Here is a 19,254-nt window from a genome sequence, read left to right on the forward strand (position 1 = left end):
GTGCACGACCGTGTGCGGCTGGGCAGGCAGGAGAGCGTGTCCAGACCATGATTGACAGCGGTCACCGAGGCGAGCGCTCATGGAGGACCGCCCGGGGCGGGCGGGCCCGTTGGGTCCGGCCCCGTCGGCGGTGGACGCGGCACCCCGTTCCAAGCAGGAGCGAGTCGTGAACGGCGCAGAGAACGAGCTGCGGTTGGTCGTGCCGGGGGAGGAGTTGAGGCTCACCCCTGGTGCGGCCGGTGTGCTGTTGCGGATCCTGCTCAAGGCTGTCGCCCGCGCCAAGCAGCTACAGACCGTGAAGGAGCAGGAGAGATGACGATCAGGTTCGGCTTCTACGGCCGGGTGTCGACCGAGGACAACCAGGATCCGGAGGCATCGCGGGCCTGGCAGTTGCATCGGGCGCGGGCGCTGATCGAGTCGCGGGGCGGGGAGGTGGTCGCGGAGTTCTTCGACGTCGACAAGTCCCGCTCGATCCCCTGGCAGCTCCGGCCGCACGCAGCGGCGCTGATCGAGGAGCTGAAGGACCCACGGCGGGGCTTCGACGCCGTGGTGATCGGAGAGCCGCAACGGGCGTTCTACGGCAACCAGTACAGCCTCACGTTCCCGCTGTTCGAGCACTTCGGGGTCCCTTTGTGGGTGCCCGAGGTCGGCGGGCCGATCGATCCGGCGAACGAAGCCCACGACATGATCATGGGCGTCTTCGGCGGGCTGTCGAAAGGCGAGCGCAACCGCATCAAGATCCGGGTTCGGGCCGCGATGGCGGCGATCACCGCGACCGAGGGCAGGTTCCTCGGCGGGCGTCCCCCGTACGGCTACAGCCTCCAAGACGCCGGTCCACACCCGAACCCGGGTAAGGCGGCCGATGGGCGCAGGTTGCGGCGGCTGGTGGCCGATCCGGTCACCTCACGGGTGGTGCGGTGGATCTTCAGCGAGTTCCTCAAGGGGCGGGGCTACTTGGACATCGCCGAGGATCTGACGTTGCAGGGGATCTTGTCGCCGTCGGCCAGTGATCCCGGGCGGAACAAGCACCGGGATCAGCTTGCGTGGTCGAAGTACGCCGTCCGGGTCATCCTCACCAATCCGCGCTACACCGGTCACCAGGTGTGGAACAGGCAGCGCAAGGACGAGGTCCTGCTGGATATCGAGAACGTCGCGCTGGGGACGACGACCAAGCAGCGGTGGAACACCAAGGACCAGTGGATCTGGTCGGAGCATCCCGTCCACGACGCGATCGTGAGCGTCGAGGAGTATCAACGGGTCCAGGAGGTCCTCTCCAAGCGTGCGCACGGCCAGTTCAGCCATCGTCCGCACCCCACGCGACGCCCATACGCCTTCCGGGGCGTTCTGTTCTGCGGGTACTGCGAGCGCCGGATGCAGGGCAACTGGAACAACCATCAGGCGTACTACCGGTGCCGCTTCCCCGCCCAGTACGCCATCGTCAACCAGCTCGACCATCCCAAGGTCGTCTACCTGCGGGAGGCGGAGATCCTTGATGAGGTCGACGGCTGGCTGGGGACCGAGTTCGGACCAAAGTCGCTGGAACGCACGCTCGCGGCCATGGCCGAGCAGGCGATCGACCCGAACGAGGCGGCTCTGATCGGCTTGCGGAAACGGCTGTCGAAGTGTGATCGCAAGCTGGGTCAGTACCGCTCCGCGCTCGACGCGGGAGGCGACCCGATCGAGATCTCCTCGTGGATCAACGAGACCAAGAGCGAACGCGCTCGCCTTGAAGGAGAGCTCAAAGCTGTTCCAGCCGCCCAGCGCATCAGCGTCGCGGAGATCCGATCGATGATCGAGGAGGTCGGGGACCTAGTGCGGCTGGTCGCCGACGCGGATCCGGACGACAAGGCGGAGCTTTACAACCAGTTGGGTTTGAAGCTCACGTACTACCCGGAAAAGCAGTATGTGGAGGCCCGGATTAAACCGGAGCCCCCACATGTGCGAGCGGTGTGTGTCCGAGGGGGGACTTGAACCCCCATGCCCCGTAAAGGGCACTAGCACCTCAAGCTAGCGCGTCTGCCTATTCCGCCACCCGGACGTGGTGCCTGCACGCGAGACCGTCATCTCGCGTCGGCTCCGTAAGGTTAGCAAACTCTGGGGGGTGCGTCATACCGGGAATCTGGAGAGGCGCCGTGGAGCCGGCCGGGAGGCGATTCGGCCGTGAAAACTGTCCTCGATGCGGGCGTGTCATGGGGTGGACGGGCAGGTCGGGGCGATAAGGGACGGTTTGTGGTGGGTGGACTTGACCGGTCACTGGATCTCAGTCGAAAAGGCTTTGCGGCAACCATGGGTGCTGCTACGGTTACTTTCCGTTGAGGGGTGAGTCCAACGGACCGGCCTCACGATGTGAGGTCGGTCCAGGAGCTCAGGAGGTCACGTGGCACGCACGTCGGTGCAGCAAGTGGGGGACATGTCCCTCGCTGCGCGACGCGTGCCCGCGACGATCTCGGCGGACGGTTCGATCACCTGCCGGGCTGACCGGATGGCGCGGTTCGCGGCCGGCGCCCGTCGGGTCATCGTGCGAGCGGCCGCGGCCGGCGTTCTGCTGGTTGCTGGTTGGTTGCTCGCCGTTGCGTTCGGGATGCTCTTCGCCGCTCCGGCGGCCGCGGACACCACCGCGGCGACAGGAGTCGGCACCCCTCAGCCGGCCACCGGCATCTCGCCGGTGAGCGGGATGACCTCGGCGTCGGATGACGCCGGGGCGATGGCGGGGCTGACTGTCGACGGGCTCACGAGCCAGTCCGACCCTGGCCTGCCACCACCTTCCACCGCCGACAACATTCTGGACACCGATGGTCTGGTGCCCAATGGCGGTGGCAACGGCCCCTTCGGGCCGCATGTGGGCGATGTCGCGCGGTCTGATTTCGACCCGCGGCTAGAGGCTCGGCACGTCCCCTGGGCGTTCGAGCTCCCCCCTGTCGTCCGCACAGCGGCGGACGACCCCTCCTTCTCACCTGACTGATCCCCACCACAGGTCCCGGCTTTCGACTGCCGGCGGCGGAGCGCGGCCTGACTGCCCCTCCGCCAGTGGGTGACACGTCAATCACTGGTTCGCCAATCCGAGGTCTCCGCTGTGCGCGGTGCGTCAACGACCTCGCACGGCCTCGGCTGCCCGCGAACTGTCAGGTATTCCCCCAAATCATCAGTAGGAGCATCCATCATGCGTACGTGGGCGAAGGCTTCGGCCCCTGCGGCTCTGCTCGCGGTTGCAGTCATGTCTTTCGGCGGCGGCACCGCGCTCGCCGACACCTCCGGTGACGGTTCCATCGGCGGCGGCAACCAAGTCAACCTTCCCATCTCCCTGCCGATCGACATCAGCGGCAACTCCGTCGCCGCGGTCGGCGAGTCCACCGCCTCCTCCCGGGGTGGCGCGTCGGTGGTCGACACCGGCAGGGGCGGCATCCCCAACGAGACCTCTGGCAACCACAGCGTCCTGGGCGGCAACCAGGTCAACGCGCCGATCAGCGCGCCGATCAACGCCTGCGGCAACGCGGTCTCGCTGGTGGGCAGCTCCGACGCCGGATGCACGGGCGGCGCCACCGTGCGTAAGTCCGGCAAGGGCGGCGCGGGCGGAAACCGTACCTCTGGCGACCACAGCGTGCTCGGCGGCAACCAGGTCACCGCGCCGATCAGCGCGCCGATCAACGCCTGCGGCAACGCGGTGGCGATCTTCGGTGACGCGACGGCGGGCTGCAAGGGTGGCTCCTCGGTCCGTGACACCGGGCCCGGCGCGGGCGGTAACAGGACCTCCGGCAGGGGCTCGGTGCTCGGCGGCAACCAGGTGATCGCGCCGATCAGCGCGCCGATCAACATCTGCGGCAACTCCGTGGCGGCCTTCGGGCAGGCGTTCTCCGGGTGCAAGGGCGGCTCGACCGTCACCAACGGCGGCGGGCACGGCCACCACCACGGCTACCAGAGCGCGCGCCACCACCACCAGGGCTCGACCGGCAACGACACCGACGGCCGCTTCGGCGCGGGTAGCGGCAACCAGGTCATCGCCCCGATCAGCCTGCCCATCACCGCCTGCGGCAACGCGGTGGGCAACGCTCAGGCCGGATGCGCCGGCGGCGCGTCGGTGCACAACTCCAAGAGCGGCTCCGGTGCGGGCGGCAACAGGACCTCCGGCCGGTCGGGCGTGCTGGCGGGCAACCAGGTGGTGGCCCCGGTCACCGCTCCGGTCAACGTCTGCGGCAACGCGGTCGCGCTGTTCGGTGAGGCGTTCGCCGGCTGCAAGGGCGGCGCCTCGGTGAAGAACGGTGGCAAGGGGGCCGGTGGCAACACCACCTCCGGCCGTTCAGGTGTCGGCTCGGGCAACCAGGTGGTGGCCCCGATCACCGCCCCGGTCAACGCCTGTGGCAACGCCGTCGCGGCGCTCGGCCTCGCGGAGGCCCACTGCAAGGGCGGCGCGGCCGTCTCACCCCACCACGGCGTGGGCGGGGGCGGCAACAGGACCTCCGGCCGGTCGGGCGTGCTGGCGGGCAACCAGGTGGTGGCCCCGATCACCGCGCCGATCAACGTCTGCGGCAACGCGGTGGCCGTCCTGGGTGACGCCGCCGCCGGGTGCCTCGGCGGGGCGCACGTCGGTCAGCCGCCGCACGACGGTGGCCACAACCCCTACGTGCGGCATGTGAGCAAGGTCTCCCCGGCCGGGACGGGCGGCACGCTGCCCGCGCTCCCCGCCGTTCCGGCGCTGGGTGGGCTGCAGGAGGTCGGCACCATGGCCCAGCAGATGAGCGGCTCCGGTCTGCCGCCGCTGCCGGTCGTCGGCGACGTGGCCGGCCAGGCCGGTCTGCCGAAGCTGCCCGCGCTGCCTGGCCTGCCCGGCGAGCCCAAGACCCCGCCGAGGGCCAAGAAGCCGTCAGGCGGCCCGTCCTTCGCCAAGCCTGCCGGTGCCGCCTCCTCCGGGCCGGCGTCCGCGCTCGCTCCGGCCACCTCGCTGGTCGGCTCCACCCCGGTCGGCGGCGCGGTGAGCTCCGCGACGGGTGGCCTGCCCACCAGCGGTCTGGGTCTGATGAGCGCCGCTCAGCCCATGGGCGTCACCGGGATGAACACCGGCGCGCTGTTCGCGCTCGTCCTGGGCGGCATGCTGGCGGCCTCCGCGACGCTGTTCGCCACCACCCGCCGCTTCCGCCTCGGCCGGAAGTAACCGCACACGGCCACTGCCCGCCGCCAGCGGGCAGTGAGCGATAGACGCTTTGCCCGTTCCGGGGGCGCGGCCCGGAGCGGGCAAAGCCATGTCCGGACATCGGCCTGAGCGGCCCGAGCGGGCCGTGGCCCGAGCGGGCCGGGATACTGGCCCGAGTGGGACGAGCCAGGTCGGGATACTGGCCCGAGTAGGTCCAGCCGGGCTCCCGGCGACCGGCCCGAGTAGGTCCAGCCGGGCTTCTGGGGACCGGCCCTAGTGGGCTGAGTTAGGTCCTGGGCATCAAAGGGTGCTGCGGACACGCATGATCCGGCGGCGGAGGCGTACGCGACGGCTCCCGTCGGGGTACAGACGCACCCGCGAGAGTTCCCACTGGCCGTACTCCGCGTGTTCGGTCAGCAGCTGACGTGCTGCTTCGCGTGATAGCTCGCGCGGGATGAAGATATCCATGTAGGAGTAGTCGGGCACAACGATTAGTCTCCAGAGTTGAGTCAGGGCGCCATGCAGCTCGATGGGCTTATTCTGCGTGCTGGTGGGTGGACCTGGAAGCCAGTGGGTAGCCCCGGGGGAAGGAATTTTTCGCGAGTCGGGTTACCTTTCAGATCTGTGCCGGCTCCCGGCAGGGGGATTTTGCTAGCGAACAGCGAGGTAGGAAGCAGCGTGCCAGCCATGAACGGCAGCGCCGGCGGAACACGCCTGGTGATCGTCGAGTCGCCGGCCAAGGCGAAGACGATCGAGGGGTACCTCGGCGCCGGCTACATCGTCGAGTCCAGCATCGGTCATATCCGTGATCTTCCGGAGAAGGCCGACGACATCCCTGAGCGGTTCAAGGGGGAGCCGTGGGCGCGACTGGGCGTGAACGTCGAGCATGAATTCGAGCCGCTGTATGTGGTCAACCCCGACAAGCGGTCGCAGGTCGCCAAGCTGAAGCAGCTGCTCAAGGACGCCGACGAGGTCTATCTCGCCACTGACGAGGACCGCGAGGGCGAGGCCATCGCCTGGCACCTGCGTGAGGTGCTCAAGCCCAAGGTGCCGGTGCACCGCATGGTCTTCCACGAGATCACTCAGCAGGCCATCCGTGACGCGGTGGCCAATCCCCGCACGCTCAACCTGCGCCTGGTCGACGCCCAGGAGACCCGGCGCATCCTGGACCGGCTCTACGGCTACGAGGTCAGCCCGGTCCTGTGGAAGAAGGTCAAGCCGCGTCTGTCGGCCGGTCGGGTGCAGTCGGTCGCGACCAGGCTGGTGGTGGAGCGTGAGCGGGAGCGGATGGCGTTCACCTCCGCCCACTACTGGGACCTGCAGGCGCTGTTCGACACCGGCAGGACCGAGGAGCGGCCGCGGGACTTCACCGCGAACCTCACCGGGGTCGACGGCCGGCGCGTCGCGCAGGGCCGCGACTTCGCCAGCAACGGGCAGCTGAAGAACGCCGACGTGCTCCACCTGTCGGAGGCCGCCGCCGGCGAGCTGGCCGGTCGGCTCCGGGAGTCGTCGTTCGCCGTCAAGTCCGTCGAACGCAAGCCGTACACCCGCAAGCCGTACGCGCCGTTCCGGACGACCACGTTGCAGCAGGAGGCCAGCCGCAAGCTGGGCTTCTCCGCGAAGTACACGATGCAGGTCGCGCAGCGCCTCTATGAGGAAGGCTTCATCACCTACATGCGCACCGACAGCATCACGCTGTCGGAGACGGCCATCGCGGCCGCGCGCTCTCAGGCGCTCAAGCTGTACGGCGCGGCGTACGTACCGGACAAGCCGCGTGTTTACACCAGCAAGGTGAAGAGCGCGCAGGAGGCGCACGAGGCGATCAGGCCGTCCGGCGAGGAGTTCCGCACGCCGGGGGAGACGGGGCTGAGCGGTGACCGGTTCCGGCTGTACGAGCTGATCTGGCAGCGGACCGTGTCGTCCCAGATGAAGGACGCCGTGGGTGAGTCGGTCACGGTCAAGGTGGGCGGCCGGTCGTCGGCCGGTGAGGACGTGGAGTTCAGCGCGTCGGGCCGGACGATCACCTTCCACGGCTTCCTGAAGGCGTACGTCGAGGGGGCCGACGATCCGTCGACCGACCGCGACGACGCCGAGAAGCGGCTGCCCAACCTGGCCGAGGGCGATCCGCTGACCGTGTCGCGGCTGGACGCGGCCGGGCACTCGACCAAGCCGCCGGCTCGATACACCGAGGCGTCGCTGGTCAAGGAGCTGGAGGATCGGGAGATCGGCCGCCCGTCGACCTACGCGTCGATCATCGGCACGATCCTGGATCGCGGCTACGTGTTCAAGAAGGGCACGGCGCTGGTGCCGTCGTTCCTCGCCTTCGCCGTGGTCAATCTGCTGGAGCAGCATTTCGGCAACCTGGTCGACTACGACTTCACCGCCGACATGGAGAAGGTGCTCGACGACATCGCCAACGACCGGGCCGAGCGGGTGCCGGAGTTGCAGCGCTTCTACTACGGCGCCGACGGCGACGAGGGCCTCAAGGAGATGGTCAGCGACCTCGGCGACATCGACGCCAAGGAGATCAGCTCCTTCGCGATCCGGGACAGCGACATCGTCATCCGGGTCGGCCGCTACGGCCCCTACCTGGACCGGGACGGCACCCGGGTGAACGTGCCCGAGGACACGACGCCCGACGAGCTGACCGCCGAGAAGGCCGAGGAGCTGTTCTCGCGGCAGACGGGCGATCGTGAGCTGGGCCACGACCCGGAGACCGGGAACATGATCGTGGCCAAGGACGGGCGGTTCGGGCCGTACGTGACGGAGATCCTTCCCGAGGAGGCGCCGCCCGCGGAGGGGGCGCCGAAGAGGCGGACGAAGAAGGCCGAGGCCGTCAAGCCGCGGACGAGTTCGCTGTTCAAGACCATGTCGCTGGAGACCGTCACGCTTGAGGACGCGCTGCGGCTGTTGTCCATCCCGCGCCCCGTGGGCGAGCTGGAGGGCGAGCCGGTGGTGGCGCACAACGGCAAGTTCGGCCCGTACCTGAAGAAGGGCACCGACTCGCGCTCGCTGGCCTCCGAGGAGGACCTGTTCACGGTCACGATCGAGCAGGCCAAGGAGCTGTTCGCGCAGCCGAAGCAGCGGGGCAGAGGCCGGGCCGCGGCCGCGCCGCCGCTGCGTGAGCTGGGCGACGACCCCAACTCCAAGAAGCCGGTCGTGGTCAAGGAAGGGCGGTTCGGGCCGTACGTCACCGATGGTGAGACCAACGCGTCGTTGCGCAAGGGCGACACGGTGGAGGAGATCACCATCGAGCGGGCGGCGGAGCTGCTGGCCGAGCGGCGTGAGCGTGCGCCCGCGCCCAAGAAGGCGACCGCGAGGAAGGCTCCGGCGAAGAAGGCGCCTGTCAGGAAGAAGCCCGCCGCCAAGTCCTGAGAGTCCTCTCAGGCGGGCGGGCGCGGCCCTTCTGTGCTGCTCGTAGCATGATGACGTGGCCTTTCTCGTGGTGGTCGTGAGTGTGGTCGTTGCGATCCACCTCTACCTGTGGCACCGGCTGGTCCGCGCCACTACGCGGCCGGGGAAGGTGCGCACCGGGCTGACGTTCGCGATGGCCGGGCTGTTCCTGCTGGTGCTGGGTACCTTCGGCGGGATGCGCCTGGAGTCGCTGTCCTGGCTGTCGTGGCCCGGTTACGCGTGGGTGGGGATCATGTTCTACCTGCTCGTGTTCCTCCTGCTGCTGGAGGTGCCGCGGGCGGTGGCCGGGCTGATCATGCGGCGGCGGGTGGCGCCCGTGCCGGCGGTGAAGGAGTTGGCCTCGGTCGGGGGCGCGCCCGACTCAAGGCCGGCAGCGCCTGCGCCGGTTGACGATCTGCTGAGCAGGCGGCTGTTCCTCGGCCGCGCCACGGCCGCCGTCGCGGGCGCGAGCGCGCTCGGCACTGTCGGGTACGGCGTGACGGTGGCGCTCGGGGACCCGGTGATCGAGCCGGTCAAGGTCACGTTGCCGGGGCTGGACTCCCGGCTCGGCGGGCTGCGTTTCGCCGTGGTGAGCGACATCCACCTGGGGCCGCTCACGGGCAGGGCGCACACCGAGCGGATCGTCCGCATGATCAACGGGCTCGAGGCGGACGTGGTGGCGATCGTCGGGGACCTGGTCGACGGCTCGGTCGAGAGCCTCGGCGCGCTGGCCAGGCCGCTGCGGGGGCTGGAGTCGCGGTACGGCTCCTACTTCGTCACGGGCAACCACGAGTACTACACGGCCAACGGTCCAGAGGAGTGGATCGAGGAGCTGGGCGAGCTCGGGGTCCGGTCGCTGCGCAACGAGCGGGTGGAGATCCGGCACCAGGGGGCCGTGCTCGACCTGGCCGGGGTCAACGACGTCAACGGCACCGCCACGGGCGATGGGCCCGACTTCGCCGCCGCGCTGGGCGGGCGGGCGGAGGGCCGTACGACGGTGCTGCTCGCGCACCAGCCCGTGCAGGCGGTGGAGGCCGCTCGCCACGGCGTGGACCTGCAGCTGTCCGGGCACACGCACGGTGGCCAGATGGTGCCGTTCAACCTGGTGGTCCCGCTGCAGCAGCCGGTGGTGTCCGGGCTGGGCACGGTCGACGGGGTGCAGGTGTACGTCACGCGGGGGGCAGGGTTCTGGGGGCCGCCGATCCGGGTGGGAGCGCCGCCGGAGATCACTATGCTCGAACTCCGCTGACTTTACGCACTTCGCCGCTCACACAGCGTCTCCGATGCCGTAGTATCTCAAGGGATACTCGGAGGTGATGATGGACTCTTCCCCGGTCGGCGGGGTGCCCGACGTCAGGTTCTGGGCGGAGCAGGGCGGGATGCTGCTCAAGCAGGCCCGGCACGCGGCGCGGATGCGGCAGAAGGAGCTCGCGGGGGTGAGCGGCACCTCGCGCACCACGCTGTCGGCCTACGAGCACGGCCGCAAGTCGCCCACCCTCGAAACCGCCGGGCGCATCCTCGACGCGGCCGGTTTCCGGCTGGCGCTGGAGCCCAAGGCGGGGTTCTCCGCCGGTGTCGCCGACGACGGCCGGCCGTTCTCCGTCCCCGGCCACCTGCCGCGGCTGACCGTGGCCGAGGCGCTGGGCACGCTGCGGCTGGGCGGGCGGATCTACGACCTGGCCGATCGCGGGGAGCGCCGCGAGGCCTACTCCGCGCTGCTGCGCGAGGGCGGCCCGAGAGAGCTGCTCGACCATGTCGACGGGGTGCTGCTGGTGGAGCTCTGGGAGGAGCTGGAGCTGCCCGCCGCCGTCCGGACGGCCTGGGCGCCGCTGATCGAGCAAGCGCGCAGAGGGGGCTGACGGCAGCGTGGTTTCGACGATGGTCATCACGGGGGCCCATTCGCGCTGTGCCACCTGCGCGCGGGGCCATGAACGTACTACCCTCAGCGACGAGCCGCCGGGTATATCCGACTCGTCGCTCGCCATCCCACTCCCAGCGAACACCTGGATACGCTGACATCATGACCGCCCTTGGCCGACAAACACACGTGCTGGCTATCGCGCCGTTCCGCCGGCTCTGGACGGCCATGTCCGTGTGCAGCCTGGGTGACTGGCTCAACATCCTGGCCCTGACCGCCCTGGCCGGAAACCTCACCGAGGGCGACTACCGCATCCAGTCGCTGGCCATCGGCGGCGTGTTCATCGCGAAGATGCTGCCCGCCGTCCTGCTGGGGCCGCTCGCGGGCGCGTTCGCCGACCGGTTCGACCGGCGGCTGACGATGTTCTCCGCCGACCTGGCCCGCTTCGCCGTGGTGCTGTCGATCCCGTTGGTCAACAGCTACCAATGGGTCATCATCGCGACGCTGCTCGTCGAATGCGTCAACCTGTTCTGGGTGCCGGCCAAGGACGCCACCGTCCCCAACCTGGTGCCCAAGGAGCAGCTCGAGTCGGCCAACCAGCTCAACCTGATGGTCACCTACGGCACCGCGCCGATCGCCGCGGTGCTGTTCGCGGCCCTGTCGCTGGTCGGCGACGTCACCCGCAACATGGTGCCGTTCCTGGCCTGGATGGACCCGACCGCGCTGGCGCTCGTCGTCAACGCCTGTGCCTACCTCGTCTCGGCCTTCCTCATCTTCACGCTGCGCGACATCCCCAAGCGCGACGGGGCGATCTCCACGCCGTCCGTGTTCAAGCAGATCGTCGAGGGCTGGCGGTTCGTCGGCACCAACCGCCTGGTGCGCGGTCTGATCATCGGGATGCTCGGCGCGTTCGCCGCGGGCGGCGCGGTGGTCGGCGTCGCGAAGATCTACGTGGTGGCGCTCGGCGGGGGTGACGCCGCCTACGGCATCGTGTTCGGCGCGGTCTTCGTCGGCATGGCGCTGGGCATGTTCTTCGGGCTCCGACTGCTGCGCGAGCTGTCGCGGCGGCGGCTGTTCGGCCTGTCGCTCATCCTGGCCGGGCTCGTGCTGGCGGCCATCGCGCTGGTCCACAACCTGGTGATCGTGGTCATGCTGACCGTGGCGCTCGGGGCCTGCGCGGGCATCGCCTGGATCATCGGCTACACCCTCATCGGGCTCGAGGTCGAGGACTCGATGCGGGGGCGCACGTTCTCCTTCCTGCAGTCCACCGCCAGGGTGACGCTGTTGCTGGTCGTGGCCGCGGCCAACCCGCTCGCCGCCCTGTTCGGCGAGCACCTGTTCCGGCTCGGCGACCTGGCCTACCAGTTCAACGGCACCAACATGGTGTTGCTGGCCGGCGGCGTGCTCGCCACCGTCGTCGGCATCCTCGGCCTGCGTCACATGGACGACAGGAAGGGCGTCTCGCTCTCCGAGGACATCATCGCGGCGGTGCGCGGCAAGCGCTTCCAGGCCGACACGGCCGAGCCGCTGCCCGGCCTGTTCGTGGCGTTCGAAGGCGGCGAGGGCTCCGGGAAGACGACCCAGTCCAGGCTGATCGCCATCTGGCTGCGCGACCAGGGCTTCGACGTCGTGCAGACCCGGGAGCCGGGGGCCACCAAGATCGGCATGCGGCTGCGCGCCATCCTGCTCGACGCGGCCGAGCGCGGGCTGTCGGCCAGGGCCGAGGCGCTGCTCTACGCCGCCGACCGCGCGGAGCACGTGGAGAAGGTCATCCTCCCGGCTCTCTACCGAGGCGCCCTGGTCGTCTGCGACCGCTACGTCGACTCGTCGCTGGCCTACCAGGGGGCAGGGCGCTCGCTCGACCCCGAGGACGTGTCCAAGGTCAACGCCTGGGCGACGGGCGGGCTGGTGCCGCACCTGACCGTGCTGATCGACACGCCGCCGGAGCTGGGGCTGAGCAGGCTGGGCGGGGCGGTGGACCGGATCGAGGCCGAGCCGCTGGACTTCCACGAGCGGGTGCGCAAGGAGTTCCGCGCACTGGCCGCCGCCGCCCCCGACCGCTACCTGGTGGTGGACGGCACACTGCCGACCGGAGAGATCACCCGCGCGATCCAGGACCGGATCCGCGAGATCCTGCCGGACCCGGTGCCGGAGGAGTCCGAGAACGCAACGGGCACGATGCCCGCCATCCGCGACTAGCCTGATGCCGTGGGTGTCTTCGATGACCTAGTAGGCCAGGACCAGGCGACGACCGTACTGTCGCGAGCGGCGGCGGCCGCCGCCGAGACCGTGCGGGGCGGGCGCGGCGCCGGCATGACGCACGCCTGGCTGTTCACCGGACCGCCCGGCTCCGGCCGCGAGGAGGCCGCGCGGGCCTTCGCGGCTGCTCTGCTCTGCCCCGACGCCGGCTGCGGTCACTGCGACCAGTGCCACCAGGTGCTGATCGGCTCCCACCCCGACCTGGAGACCGTACGCCCGGCCGGCTTGTCCTACAGCGTCAAGCAGACCCGCGAGCTCATCCTCAGAGCGGCGGGCGCGCCGACCCAGGGCCGCTGGCGCGTCATCCTGTTCGAGGGGGCCGACCGGGCCACCGAATCCGCCGCGAACGCCCTGCTCAAGGCCATCGAAGAGCCCCCGCCGCGTACGGTGTGGCTGCTCTGCGCGCCCGCCGCCGACGACCTGATGATCACCATCAGGTCCCGCTGCCGGCAGGTCACCCTGGTCACCCCCGGCACCGAGGCGGTCGCGCACGTGCTGGCCACCCGCGACAGCGTGCCGTGGGAGACCGCCCGATTCGCCGCCCGCGCGGCCCAGGGGCACATCGGCCGGGCCAGAGCCCTGGCGCTGGACGAGGCGACGCGGCTGCGGCGCGAGGCCGTCCTGTCCATCCCACGCTCGCTGACCGGCGTCGGCGAATGCGTCAGCGCCGCCGAGCGGCTGGTCAAGACGGCCGAGGAGGAGGCCGCCGCCTCCACGGGCGCGCTCAACGCGACGGAGACGACCGACCTGCGCAGGCTCTACGGCGAGGGCTCCACGGGCAAGGGCCTCAACCGCGGGCTCGTACGCGGCGGCGCCGGCGCGCTGAAGGAGCTGGAGGACCGGCAGAAATCCCGGGCCACCAGGATCAAGCGCGACTCGCTGGACGCGGCGCTGCTGGAGCTGACCTCGTTCTACCGCGACGTGCTGGCGATGCAGTTCGGGGCGGGGGTGGAGCTGGCCAACGACGACATCCGGTACGAGATCGACCAGCTGGCCAAGGCCTCCACCCCGGAGGAGACGCTGCGGCGCATCGACGCGATCATGCGGTGCCGCGAGCGCCTCGACCTGAACGTGAACCCGCAGATCGCGGTCGAGTCCATGATGCTGTCGCTACGTGTGCGGAATTCCTAGCAGCCTGCCCGAACGGGCCGCACCCAAGATAGTGCGGTGACTGAAGCAGCAGATGGGGCCGTAAGGCGTCTCTGTGATGTGGAAGTCGAATTGCTTTCCCGAGGGAAGGCGCTGATGCGCGAGCAGGTGGACGTCTCGGTGATCTTCGCCGAGCATCATGTCGGGCTCGTGAGACTCGCACTGATCATGGTGGGCGATCAGGCGACGGCCGAGGACGTCGTGCAGGAGGCGTTCGCCCGCACGCACGCGGGGCGGGGCAGGCTGCGAGATCCCGGCAGGGCACTGGTCTACGTGCGCTCGGCCGTGCTCAACGGGTGCCGGTCGGTGCTGCGGCGACGGGCCACGGTGTTCCGGCGGGCGGTGCCGTACGACCCGCCTGTCTGGTCGGCGGAGAGCGCCGCGATGGCGACGGAGGAGCGCCGCGAGCTGCTCGTGGCGCTGCGGAAGCTGCCGCGCAGGCAGCGCGAGGCGCTGACGCTGCGCTACTACCTCGGTCTCGCCGACCAGGAGATCGCCGAGACGATGCGGATCAGTGCGAGCACGGTCAGGTCCACGATCGCGCGAGGGCTGACCGCCCTCCGCCGGGCACTTGGGGAGGATTCATGAACAGTCCGATGGAGGACCGGTTGCGCCAGGCTCTCGCTGAGGCCGGGGCGACCGTCGACACCAGCACCCTACGGCCGCTGCACGGGAGTCAGCGGTCCCGGTTCCGAGTGGATCTCCGGCTGGTAGCCGTGGCGGCCGTCGTCGTGCTCGTGGGGGTCGCGGGCGCGGTGGGAATGGGTGGTCCGGGGGATGTGGACCATGCCGTGGCGGTGAATCCGGAGCCGGACCGCCAGAAGGGCAAGGGGGAGGCGGCCGTCTTCCTGTGCTCGAAGGCGGTGCCGAAGGAGCGCCTGTGCCAGGGGCGTGACGTTACCGCCGCAGAGACGAAGGCGGTCGACGCCTTGGTGCGGCAATTGCCGGAAGTCGAAGCGGTGGTCTTCGTCGACCAGGTTCGCGCCTACGAGAGCTTCCGGCGGGATTTCGTCCACAACAAGGCGCTGATGGACAGTGTCGGGGCCGTTGACCTGCCGGCATCGTTCAGGTTGACGATCAGGGAGGGGGCCGACCCGAAGCAGGTGTCGCTGGCGTTGCGGGGAGTGCCGGGGATCCAGAATGTCGTGGATCTGCCTTCTGGCATGGCCGCCGACAGGGTGGAGACGACGAGATCCGTGGTCAGGGCCTTCCTGTGTGGCAAGGGGGCCACTCAGGTCTCGTGTGGTGCCGAGCAGGTTCTTGATGGAGAAGGCACTTTCAAGGGGGTCAAGAAGGAAGGCAAAGCGGTGACGAATGCGGAGAAGAACGCCCTTCGCCGGCTGATCGAGTCGCGACCCGACGTCGAGTCGTTCACGTTCGTGGACCAGGCGGCGGCATATGAAGACTTCCAGAGGTCGCTCAAGAGCGAGTCACCCATCAAGGCCAAAGTGAAAGTGACGGACATGCCCGAATCGTTCGTGTTGACGATGAAGCCAGAGGTCGATCGGAACATGACGATCGACAAGCTGAAGCGGCAGTCGGGCGTCGCGACGGTCGTCGACGGGGCTTGTGCGGCCGACACGAGTCTGCTGATCGCGCGTTATGGGCTGATCCTGCCTAAGAGCACGGTGTGCTCAGGCCGCGATTGATCCTGCCGGCATCCGGCGCCCGCACCCTCACTGTCAGCGTCCTGGACACGTAATGTGGCAGCGAAGGCCGTAAGAACCCCCGAGGCCGTCAGGAGGCGAGCGCGAGTCCATGGGAATGATCATGGCCGTGAGCTTCACACGCTACGGACGCCTCTACTACCTCGATCCGGGCGGGCACAGCCCCAGCGTGGGCGACAAGGTGCTGGTCCCGACCGACTCAGGACCCGAGGTGGCAGAGTGCGTGTGGGCGCCGCAATATACGAGCGAGGACATCGACGGGCTGCCGGTGTGCGCGGGCGTCGCGGGCGAGGAGCACCTGTCCCGCGACGAGACCAACAAGCGCCGCAGAGCCGAGGCGCGCAGCGTGTCGAAACGACTGATCAAACGGCACACGCTGCCGATGAAGGTGGTGGGCGTCGACTATCTGGACAAGGACAACGTCTACACGGTCTACTTCTCGGCCCCGCACCGGGTCGACTTCCGTGCCCTGGTCCGCGACCTGGCCCGTAACCTGCGGGCCAGGGTGGAGCTGCGACAGATCGGGCCGCGGGACGAGGCGCGCCTGCAGGGTGGCATCGGCCCGTGCGGCCGTGACCTGTGCTGCGCCACGTTCCTCAAGGACTTCGAGCCCGTCTCGGTCCGCATGGCCAAGGACCAGGACCTGCCGGTCAACCCGCTGCGCATCGCCGGCGCGTGCGGGCGGCTGATGTGCTGCCTGAAGTACGAGCATCCCCTTTATCAGGAGTTCCGGGCCACGGCTCCCCGCGTGGGCGTCACCGTGGACACCCCACAGGGGGAGGGCACGGTGGTGGGCCACAACGTCCCCTCGGACTCGGTCGTCGTCCGCCTCAACGACGGCGGCCGCCGCTGCTCCTGCTCCAAGGCCAGCGTCTGCGGCCCCCGCAAGGCCCACGACGCCGCTTACGGCAACGAGCCCACAGACCAGGCGTAGGAGCGGGATCCTCCCGGGCCGGGCCTTTCGGGGCCCTGGCCCGGGCCGGGGCACGCCTTCGCTAGGGTCGCACCGTGCGCGCCACCGACCTCCTCCGAGGGCTTCGCCGGGAGCTCGAGGCCTTCCGCGACTGCCTCTATGCCGACCTGTCGACCCCGATCCAGCACTGCGGCGATTGGACCCTGCACGACCTGGCGGACCACCTGGGCCGCGAGAATCTGTGGGCAGCGGCAGCCGTGGAGGAGAGGCAGGGCGGCTACAAAGCCCCGCCGGCGCCGAGGGACGCCGCCGAGTTGGGGCGATGGTTCGAGGGGACGTTCAGGACCTTGCTGGAGGCGCTGGACACGGACCCGGCCACCGGAGCCTGGACGTTCCACCCGCCGCACACGGTCGGCTTCTGGCAGCGGCGGCGCTGCCTGGAGACGCTGGTGCACCGCTGGGACGCCGAGCACGCGCTCGGCACGGCCCGGCCGCTCGACCCTGAGCTGGCCGGCGAGGGGGTCGCCGAAGTGCTGGACACGATGGCTCCGCGCCAGATAGCCCGCGGCCGGGCCACCTCGCCCCCGCACGCGCTCCGCCTTCTGGCCACCGACACCGGCACGTCCTGGACGTACGGTCCGGGCGACCCGGTCGCGGAGATCGCCGCGACGGCGGAGAACCTGCTGCTGATGCTCTGGAACCGGCTCCCGGACAGCCACCCCGCGATCACCTGGGCAGGGGACGAGGCGGCGGGCCGGTCGGTGCTGGCGGGGCCGCTGACGCCCTGAGCTGGGCCCGCCGGATGGCGGAAAACGTCGGCTGCTCGGGGGAGCGAGGACCCCTCGGGCTCCTGTAGACTCTTCCAAGCCGTACGGCATGCCGCCTTAGCTCAGTCGGCCAGAGCACTTCACTCGTAATGAAGGGGTCTCGGGTTCGAATCCCGAAGGCGGCTCCAGGTCAGAAGCCCCTCAAGGGATCTTGAGGGGCTTCTGAGTGTCTAAGCTTCCCGATCTCACGCCTTGAAGATCCGATCCATGGCCACCGCACCATCCTGTAGGACGGGACGGATCTGCTCGCGGTAGACCAGTCCGGTCACCGCCGTGCTGCTGTGGCCGACCAGCCGGGAGATCTCCTCCAGCGGGATGCCTTGGTCTGAGAGCAGGGACACGAAGCTGTGTCGCAGCTCTCGGGGCGTCCATTCGTCGGGGTCGAGGTCAGTCTTGGCGATGACTGCACGGAAGGCGCGCCGCACGTTGTGGGAGTCGAGGGGCGTGCCCACGGTGGAGGCGAACACGAGCCCGTGTTCCTCCCACCGCTTGCCCGCTGTTTGCTTGTCCTCATGCACCCGAAGCCAGGCTTCCACTACGTCGGCGGTTGAGTGGAGGTGTCCGGGGGTGCCCCTATGGGGTTGGTCAAGCCGCGGAGCGTGGGTGGTTGGTAGGGGGTGTTGGTGCGGAGCATGGCGCACAGGACGTCGCAGCTGACCGCGTTACGGCGCCGGGTCCGGTCGATGGAGATCGCCACCCCGGCGATCTCCGACCGCGACGCCGGGGTGGTCGGCTTCGACATCGCCGGCGCCGAGGCGGGCTACCCGCCCACCCGGCACCTGGACGCCTTCGAGTACCTGCAATCGCCTGATGAGCGGCACCTCGATGACCCGCGAACTCGCCCTGCCCGCCGACGCCTTCGGCTACGGCCTGCCCGACTTCCGCTAGTTCGCCATCAACGCGATGAAGTCCGCCTTCATCCCCTTCGACGAACGCCTGACCATCATCGGCAACGTCATCAAGTCCTGGTACGCCGACCAGCTGAAAGCCTAAGACTCAGCGGCTCAGTTGTACTGGTTGTATTGGTCCGCGCTGAAGTCGAAAGAACCTTCCCTGGCCCGCACATGCAGGTAGACCTTCCTTATGGGCTTGCGGCCGGTGCGGGTGAGGTTTCCGAAGTTGGTGCCGTGGTCGCCGCAGCCGTTGGTGTCCGACCTCCAGGCGCTGGTCCCGTCCGTTCCGTCGGTGTGAACCCAGACAAACCGGGCACTCACCGGAGCGTTGTCGCCGGGACAGATGTCGCGCACCGTGAAGTTCCGAACGACGACCCTCGTCCGGCTGGTGAAGTCGATGGTCGCCCGGACGGACCCGCCACCGAGGTCGCGGTAGGGGGGCACGCTGGCGGAGGCCGCTCCGTCTGTCGCCTGCGCCGGGCTTGGCACCAGCAGCCCGCTCAATACTGCGATGCCCAGCGCGGCGCCCAGCATGCGTGTCTTCAACAGTCCTCCAGCAAGAGATGTCTCGGTTGGTTCGGTTGGCCTTGGGGCGTGCGCTTCAGCGCTCCCGCGTGGCCGGCGGGGGGAGAGGTGCGAGGTATCGCCTCGTGGCGGATCGCGACGAAGAGCGGCGATCGATGGTGCGGGGGCCCTGCGTGAGCGTCAGGCCTGGAAGGTGAACGTCCCGCGCAGGACGGTGTCGCGCCCGCTCCAGTAGCTCTCGTAATCGGCCCGGTAGGTGACGTTGTCGAAGGCGGGGAGCACCGCGCAGGTGGCGCCGGGGTGGCGGATGTTGTCGTCTCTGATGACGATGGGCTTTCCGATCACACCCGGGCGGGTCAGGGTCACCTCCACCCAGGCTGTCCCGGTGGTGTCATCGGCCCGGACGCACAGCTCGTTCGTGGGGTCGGCGTAGCGGACGATCCCGTCGCCGACGTCCCGTTGAAAACTCGCCGCCAAGGCCGGTTGCGCGAGAATGACGCTCGCCACCGCGACAGCGACGCCGACGGTGACCGTTTTGAGCGGGTTCATCGTTCTTCCTTCTCTCGGACGGAGATCAGCCCGCCGGAGCGCCTGGTGCCAGGGGATGGAATACGGCCTCCGACGAGGCTTCTGACATGAGCGATC

At 69.4% G+C, this 19,254-nt stretch carries 18 protein-coding genes, 2 tRNA genes and 1 pseudogene; 15 read left to right on the forward strand and 6 right to left on the reverse strand.

Translation table 11 applies throughout. The annotated features are described in order from the left end of the window. Positions 1 to 166 precede the first annotated feature (166 nt). Together ACIBQX_RS39735 and ACIBQX_RS39740 are read left to right on the forward strand one after the other, a co-directional pair. Positions 167 to 316: a hypothetical protein gene (locus ACIBQX_RS39735; RefSeq protein WP_397013897.1), complete on the forward strand. Its 150-nt coding sequence runs from the start codon at positions 167 to 169 to the stop codon at positions 314 to 316. Then, positions 313 to 1,971, forward strand: a complete 1,659-nt coding sequence (locus ACIBQX_RS39740) for a recombinase family protein (protein WP_397013899.1) — start codon at positions 313 to 315, stop codon at positions 1,969 to 1,971. Before ACIBQX_RS39735 ends, ACIBQX_RS39740 begins: the two co-directional genes overlap by 4 nt. On the opposite strand, the gene ACIBQX_RS39745 is transcribed toward ACIBQX_RS39740, so the two are convergent. After that, a tRNA-Leu gene (locus tag ACIBQX_RS39745) sits at positions 1,953 to 2,038 on the reverse strand. The genes ACIBQX_RS39740 and ACIBQX_RS39745 overlap by 19 nt on opposite strands. A gap of 339 nt (positions 2,039 to 2,377) precedes the next feature. Between ACIBQX_RS39745 and ACIBQX_RS39750 the strand changes: the two genes are divergently transcribed. Then, positions 2,378 to 2,962, forward strand: coding sequence for a hypothetical protein (locus tag ACIBQX_RS39750; protein WP_397013901.1), 585 nt, complete (start codon positions 2,378 to 2,380; stop codon positions 2,960 to 2,962). A gap of 252 nt (positions 2,963 to 3,214) precedes the next feature. After that, complete coding sequence (locus tag ACIBQX_RS39755) at positions 3,215 to 5,146, forward strand: chaplin family protein (protein ID WP_397013903.1); 1,932 nt, start codon at positions 3,215 to 3,217, stop codon at positions 5,144 to 5,146. 279 nt (positions 5,147 to 5,425) lie between these two features. Here ACIBQX_RS39755 and ACIBQX_RS39760 read toward each other — a convergent pair whose 3' ends face one another. Next, the gene (locus ACIBQX_RS39760) at positions 5,426 to 5,593 is read right to left on the reverse strand and encodes a DUF5703 family protein (protein ID WP_397014094.1); all 168 of its coding nucleotides are present in this window, start codon (positions 5,591 to 5,593) and stop codon (positions 5,426 to 5,428) included. A 219-nt stretch (positions 5,594 to 5,812) separates the two neighbouring features. Here ACIBQX_RS39760 and topA point away from each other — a divergent pair, with 219 nt between their 5' ends. From topA to ACIBQX_RS39810, 10 genes are all read left to right on the forward strand, one after another. Further along, on the forward strand, positions 5,813 to 8,500 hold the full coding sequence (gene topA, locus ACIBQX_RS39765; RefSeq protein WP_397013905.1) for a type I DNA topoisomerase: 2,688 nt from the start codon (positions 5,813 to 5,815) through the stop codon (positions 8,498 to 8,500). Between the two features lie 55 nt (positions 8,501 to 8,555). After that, the gene (locus tag ACIBQX_RS39770; RefSeq protein ID WP_397013907.1) at positions 8,556 to 9,767 is read left to right on the forward strand and encodes a metallophosphoesterase; all 1,212 of its coding nucleotides are present in this window, start codon (positions 8,556 to 8,558) and stop codon (positions 9,765 to 9,767) included. A gap of 67 nt (positions 9,768 to 9,834) precedes the next feature. Then, positions 9,835 to 10,377: a helix-turn-helix domain-containing protein gene (locus ACIBQX_RS39775; protein WP_397013909.1), complete on the forward strand. Its 543-nt coding sequence runs from the start codon at positions 9,835 to 9,837 to the stop codon at positions 10,375 to 10,377. A 161-nt stretch (positions 10,378 to 10,538) separates the two neighbouring features. Then, the gene (tmk, locus tag ACIBQX_RS39780) at positions 10,539 to 12,575 is read left to right on the forward strand and encodes a dTMP kinase (RefSeq protein ID WP_397013911.1); all 2,037 of its coding nucleotides are present in this window, start codon (positions 10,539 to 10,541) and stop codon (positions 12,573 to 12,575) included. A 9-nt stretch (positions 12,576 to 12,584) separates the two neighbouring features. Then, the gene (locus ACIBQX_RS39785; protein WP_397013913.1) at positions 12,585 to 13,766 is read left to right on the forward strand and encodes a DNA polymerase III subunit delta'; all 1,182 of its coding nucleotides are present in this window, start codon (positions 12,585 to 12,587) and stop codon (positions 13,764 to 13,766) included. A gap of 114 nt (positions 13,767 to 13,880) precedes the next feature. Beyond that, complete coding sequence (locus tag ACIBQX_RS39790) at positions 13,881 to 14,372, forward strand: SigE family RNA polymerase sigma factor (RefSeq protein ID WP_397013915.1); 492 nt, start codon at positions 13,881 to 13,883, stop codon at positions 14,370 to 14,372. Beyond that, entirely contained in the window at positions 14,369 to 15,433 is a 1,065-nt protein-coding gene (locus ACIBQX_RS39795; RefSeq protein WP_397013917.1) for a permease-like cell division protein FtsX, read from the forward strand. Before ACIBQX_RS39790 ends, ACIBQX_RS39795 begins: the two co-directional genes overlap by 4 nt. A gap of 115 nt (positions 15,434 to 15,548) precedes the next feature. Continuing rightward, positions 15,549 to 16,385, forward strand: a complete 837-nt coding sequence (locus ACIBQX_RS39800; protein ID WP_397014096.1) for a stage 0 sporulation family protein — start codon at positions 15,549 to 15,551, stop codon at positions 16,383 to 16,385. A gap of 74 nt (positions 16,386 to 16,459) precedes the next feature. Further along, entirely contained in the window at positions 16,460 to 17,152 is a 693-nt protein-coding gene (locus ACIBQX_RS39805; RefSeq protein ID WP_397013919.1) for a maleylpyruvate isomerase family mycothiol-dependent enzyme, read from the forward strand. 90 nt (positions 17,153 to 17,242) lie between these two features. Then, positions 17,243 to 17,319 (forward strand) — tRNA-Thr (locus ACIBQX_RS39810). A 57-nt stretch (positions 17,320 to 17,376) separates the two neighbouring features. On the opposite strand, the gene ACIBQX_RS39815 is transcribed toward ACIBQX_RS39810, so the two are convergent. Next, positions 17,377 to 17,709, reverse strand: a complete 333-nt coding sequence (locus tag ACIBQX_RS39815; protein ID WP_397013921.1) for a tyrosine-type recombinase/integrase — start codon at positions 17,707 to 17,709, stop codon at positions 17,377 to 17,379. A 17-nt stretch (positions 17,710 to 17,726) separates the two neighbouring features. After that, positions 17,727 to 17,933: a hypothetical protein gene (locus ACIBQX_RS39820; RefSeq protein ID WP_397014106.1), complete on the reverse strand. Its 207-nt coding sequence runs from the start codon at positions 17,931 to 17,933 to the stop codon at positions 17,727 to 17,729. Between ACIBQX_RS39820 and ACIBQX_RS39825 the strand changes: the two are divergent. After that, positions 17,833 to 18,184 (forward strand): annotated as a pseudogene (locus ACIBQX_RS39825) (hypothetical protein); the annotation flags it as partial. The gene ACIBQX_RS39820 and the pseudogene ACIBQX_RS39825 sit on opposite strands and share 101 nt — an antisense overlap. 11 nt (positions 18,185 to 18,195) lie before the next feature. On the opposite strand, the gene ACIBQX_RS39830 reads toward ACIBQX_RS39825, so the two are convergent. Together ACIBQX_RS39830 and ACIBQX_RS39835 are read right to left on the reverse strand one after the other, a co-directional pair. Then, positions 18,196 to 18,618 (reverse strand): hypothetical protein, encoded by a 423-nt coding sequence (locus ACIBQX_RS39830; protein WP_397013923.1) that lies wholly within the window; start codon positions 18,616 to 18,618, stop codon positions 18,196 to 18,198. A 171-nt stretch (positions 18,619 to 18,789) separates the two neighbouring features. Then, positions 18,790 to 19,158, reverse strand: a complete 369-nt coding sequence (locus tag ACIBQX_RS39835) for a hypothetical protein (RefSeq protein ID WP_397013925.1) — start codon at positions 19,156 to 19,158, stop codon at positions 18,790 to 18,792. Between the last annotated feature and the right edge of the window lie 96 nt (positions 19,159 to 19,254).

It is taken from the genome of Nonomuraea sp. NPDC049714 (assembly GCF_044465295.1).
GTDB lineage: Bacteria > Actinomycetota > Actinomycetes > Streptosporangiales > Streptosporangiaceae > Nonomuraea.

Coding starts and splice junctions, on each gene's coding strand:
- ACIBQX_RS39740 (WP_397013899.1), top strand. CDS start 313: ATGACGATCAGGTTCGGCTTCTACGGCCGGGTGTCGACCGAGGACAAC.
- topA (WP_397013905.1), top strand. CDS start 5,813: ATGAACGGCAGCGCCGGCGGAACACGCCTGGTGATCGTCGAGTCGCCG.
- ACIBQX_RS39790 (WP_397013915.1), top strand. CDS start 13,881: ATGCGCGAGCAGGTGGACGTCTCGGTGATCTTCGCCGAGCATCATGTC.
- ACIBQX_RS39760 (WP_397014094.1), bottom strand. CDS start 5,593: ATGGATATCTTCATCCCGCGCGAGCTATCACGCGAAGCAGCACGTCAG.
- ACIBQX_RS39795 (WP_397013917.1), top strand. CDS start 14,369: ATGAACAGTCCGATGGAGGACCGGTTGCGCCAGGCTCTCGCTGAGGCC.
- ACIBQX_RS39830 (WP_397013923.1), bottom strand. CDS start 18,618: ATGCTGGGCGCCGCGCTGGGCATCGCAGTATTGAGCGGGCTGCTGGTG.
- tmk (WP_397013911.1), top strand. CDS start 10,539: ATGACCGCCCTTGGCCGACAAACACACGTGCTGGCTATCGCGCCGTTC.
- ACIBQX_RS39820 (WP_397014106.1), bottom strand. CDS start 17,933: ATGTCGAAGCCGACCACCCCGGCGTCGCGGTCGGAGATCGCCGGGGTG.
- ACIBQX_RS39755 (WP_397013903.1), top strand. CDS start 3,215: ATGTCTTTCGGCGGCGGCACCGCGCTCGCCGACACCTCCGGTGACGGT.
- ACIBQX_RS39835 (WP_397013925.1), bottom strand. CDS start 19,158: ATGAACCCGCTCAAAACGGTCACCGTCGGCGTCGCTGTCGCGGTGGCG.
- ACIBQX_RS39800 (WP_397014096.1), top strand. CDS start 15,549: ATGATCATGGCCGTGAGCTTCACACGCTACGGACGCCTCTACTACCTC.
- ACIBQX_RS39775 (WP_397013909.1), top strand. CDS start 9,835: ATGATGGACTCTTCCCCGGTCGGCGGGGTGCCCGACGTCAGGTTCTGG.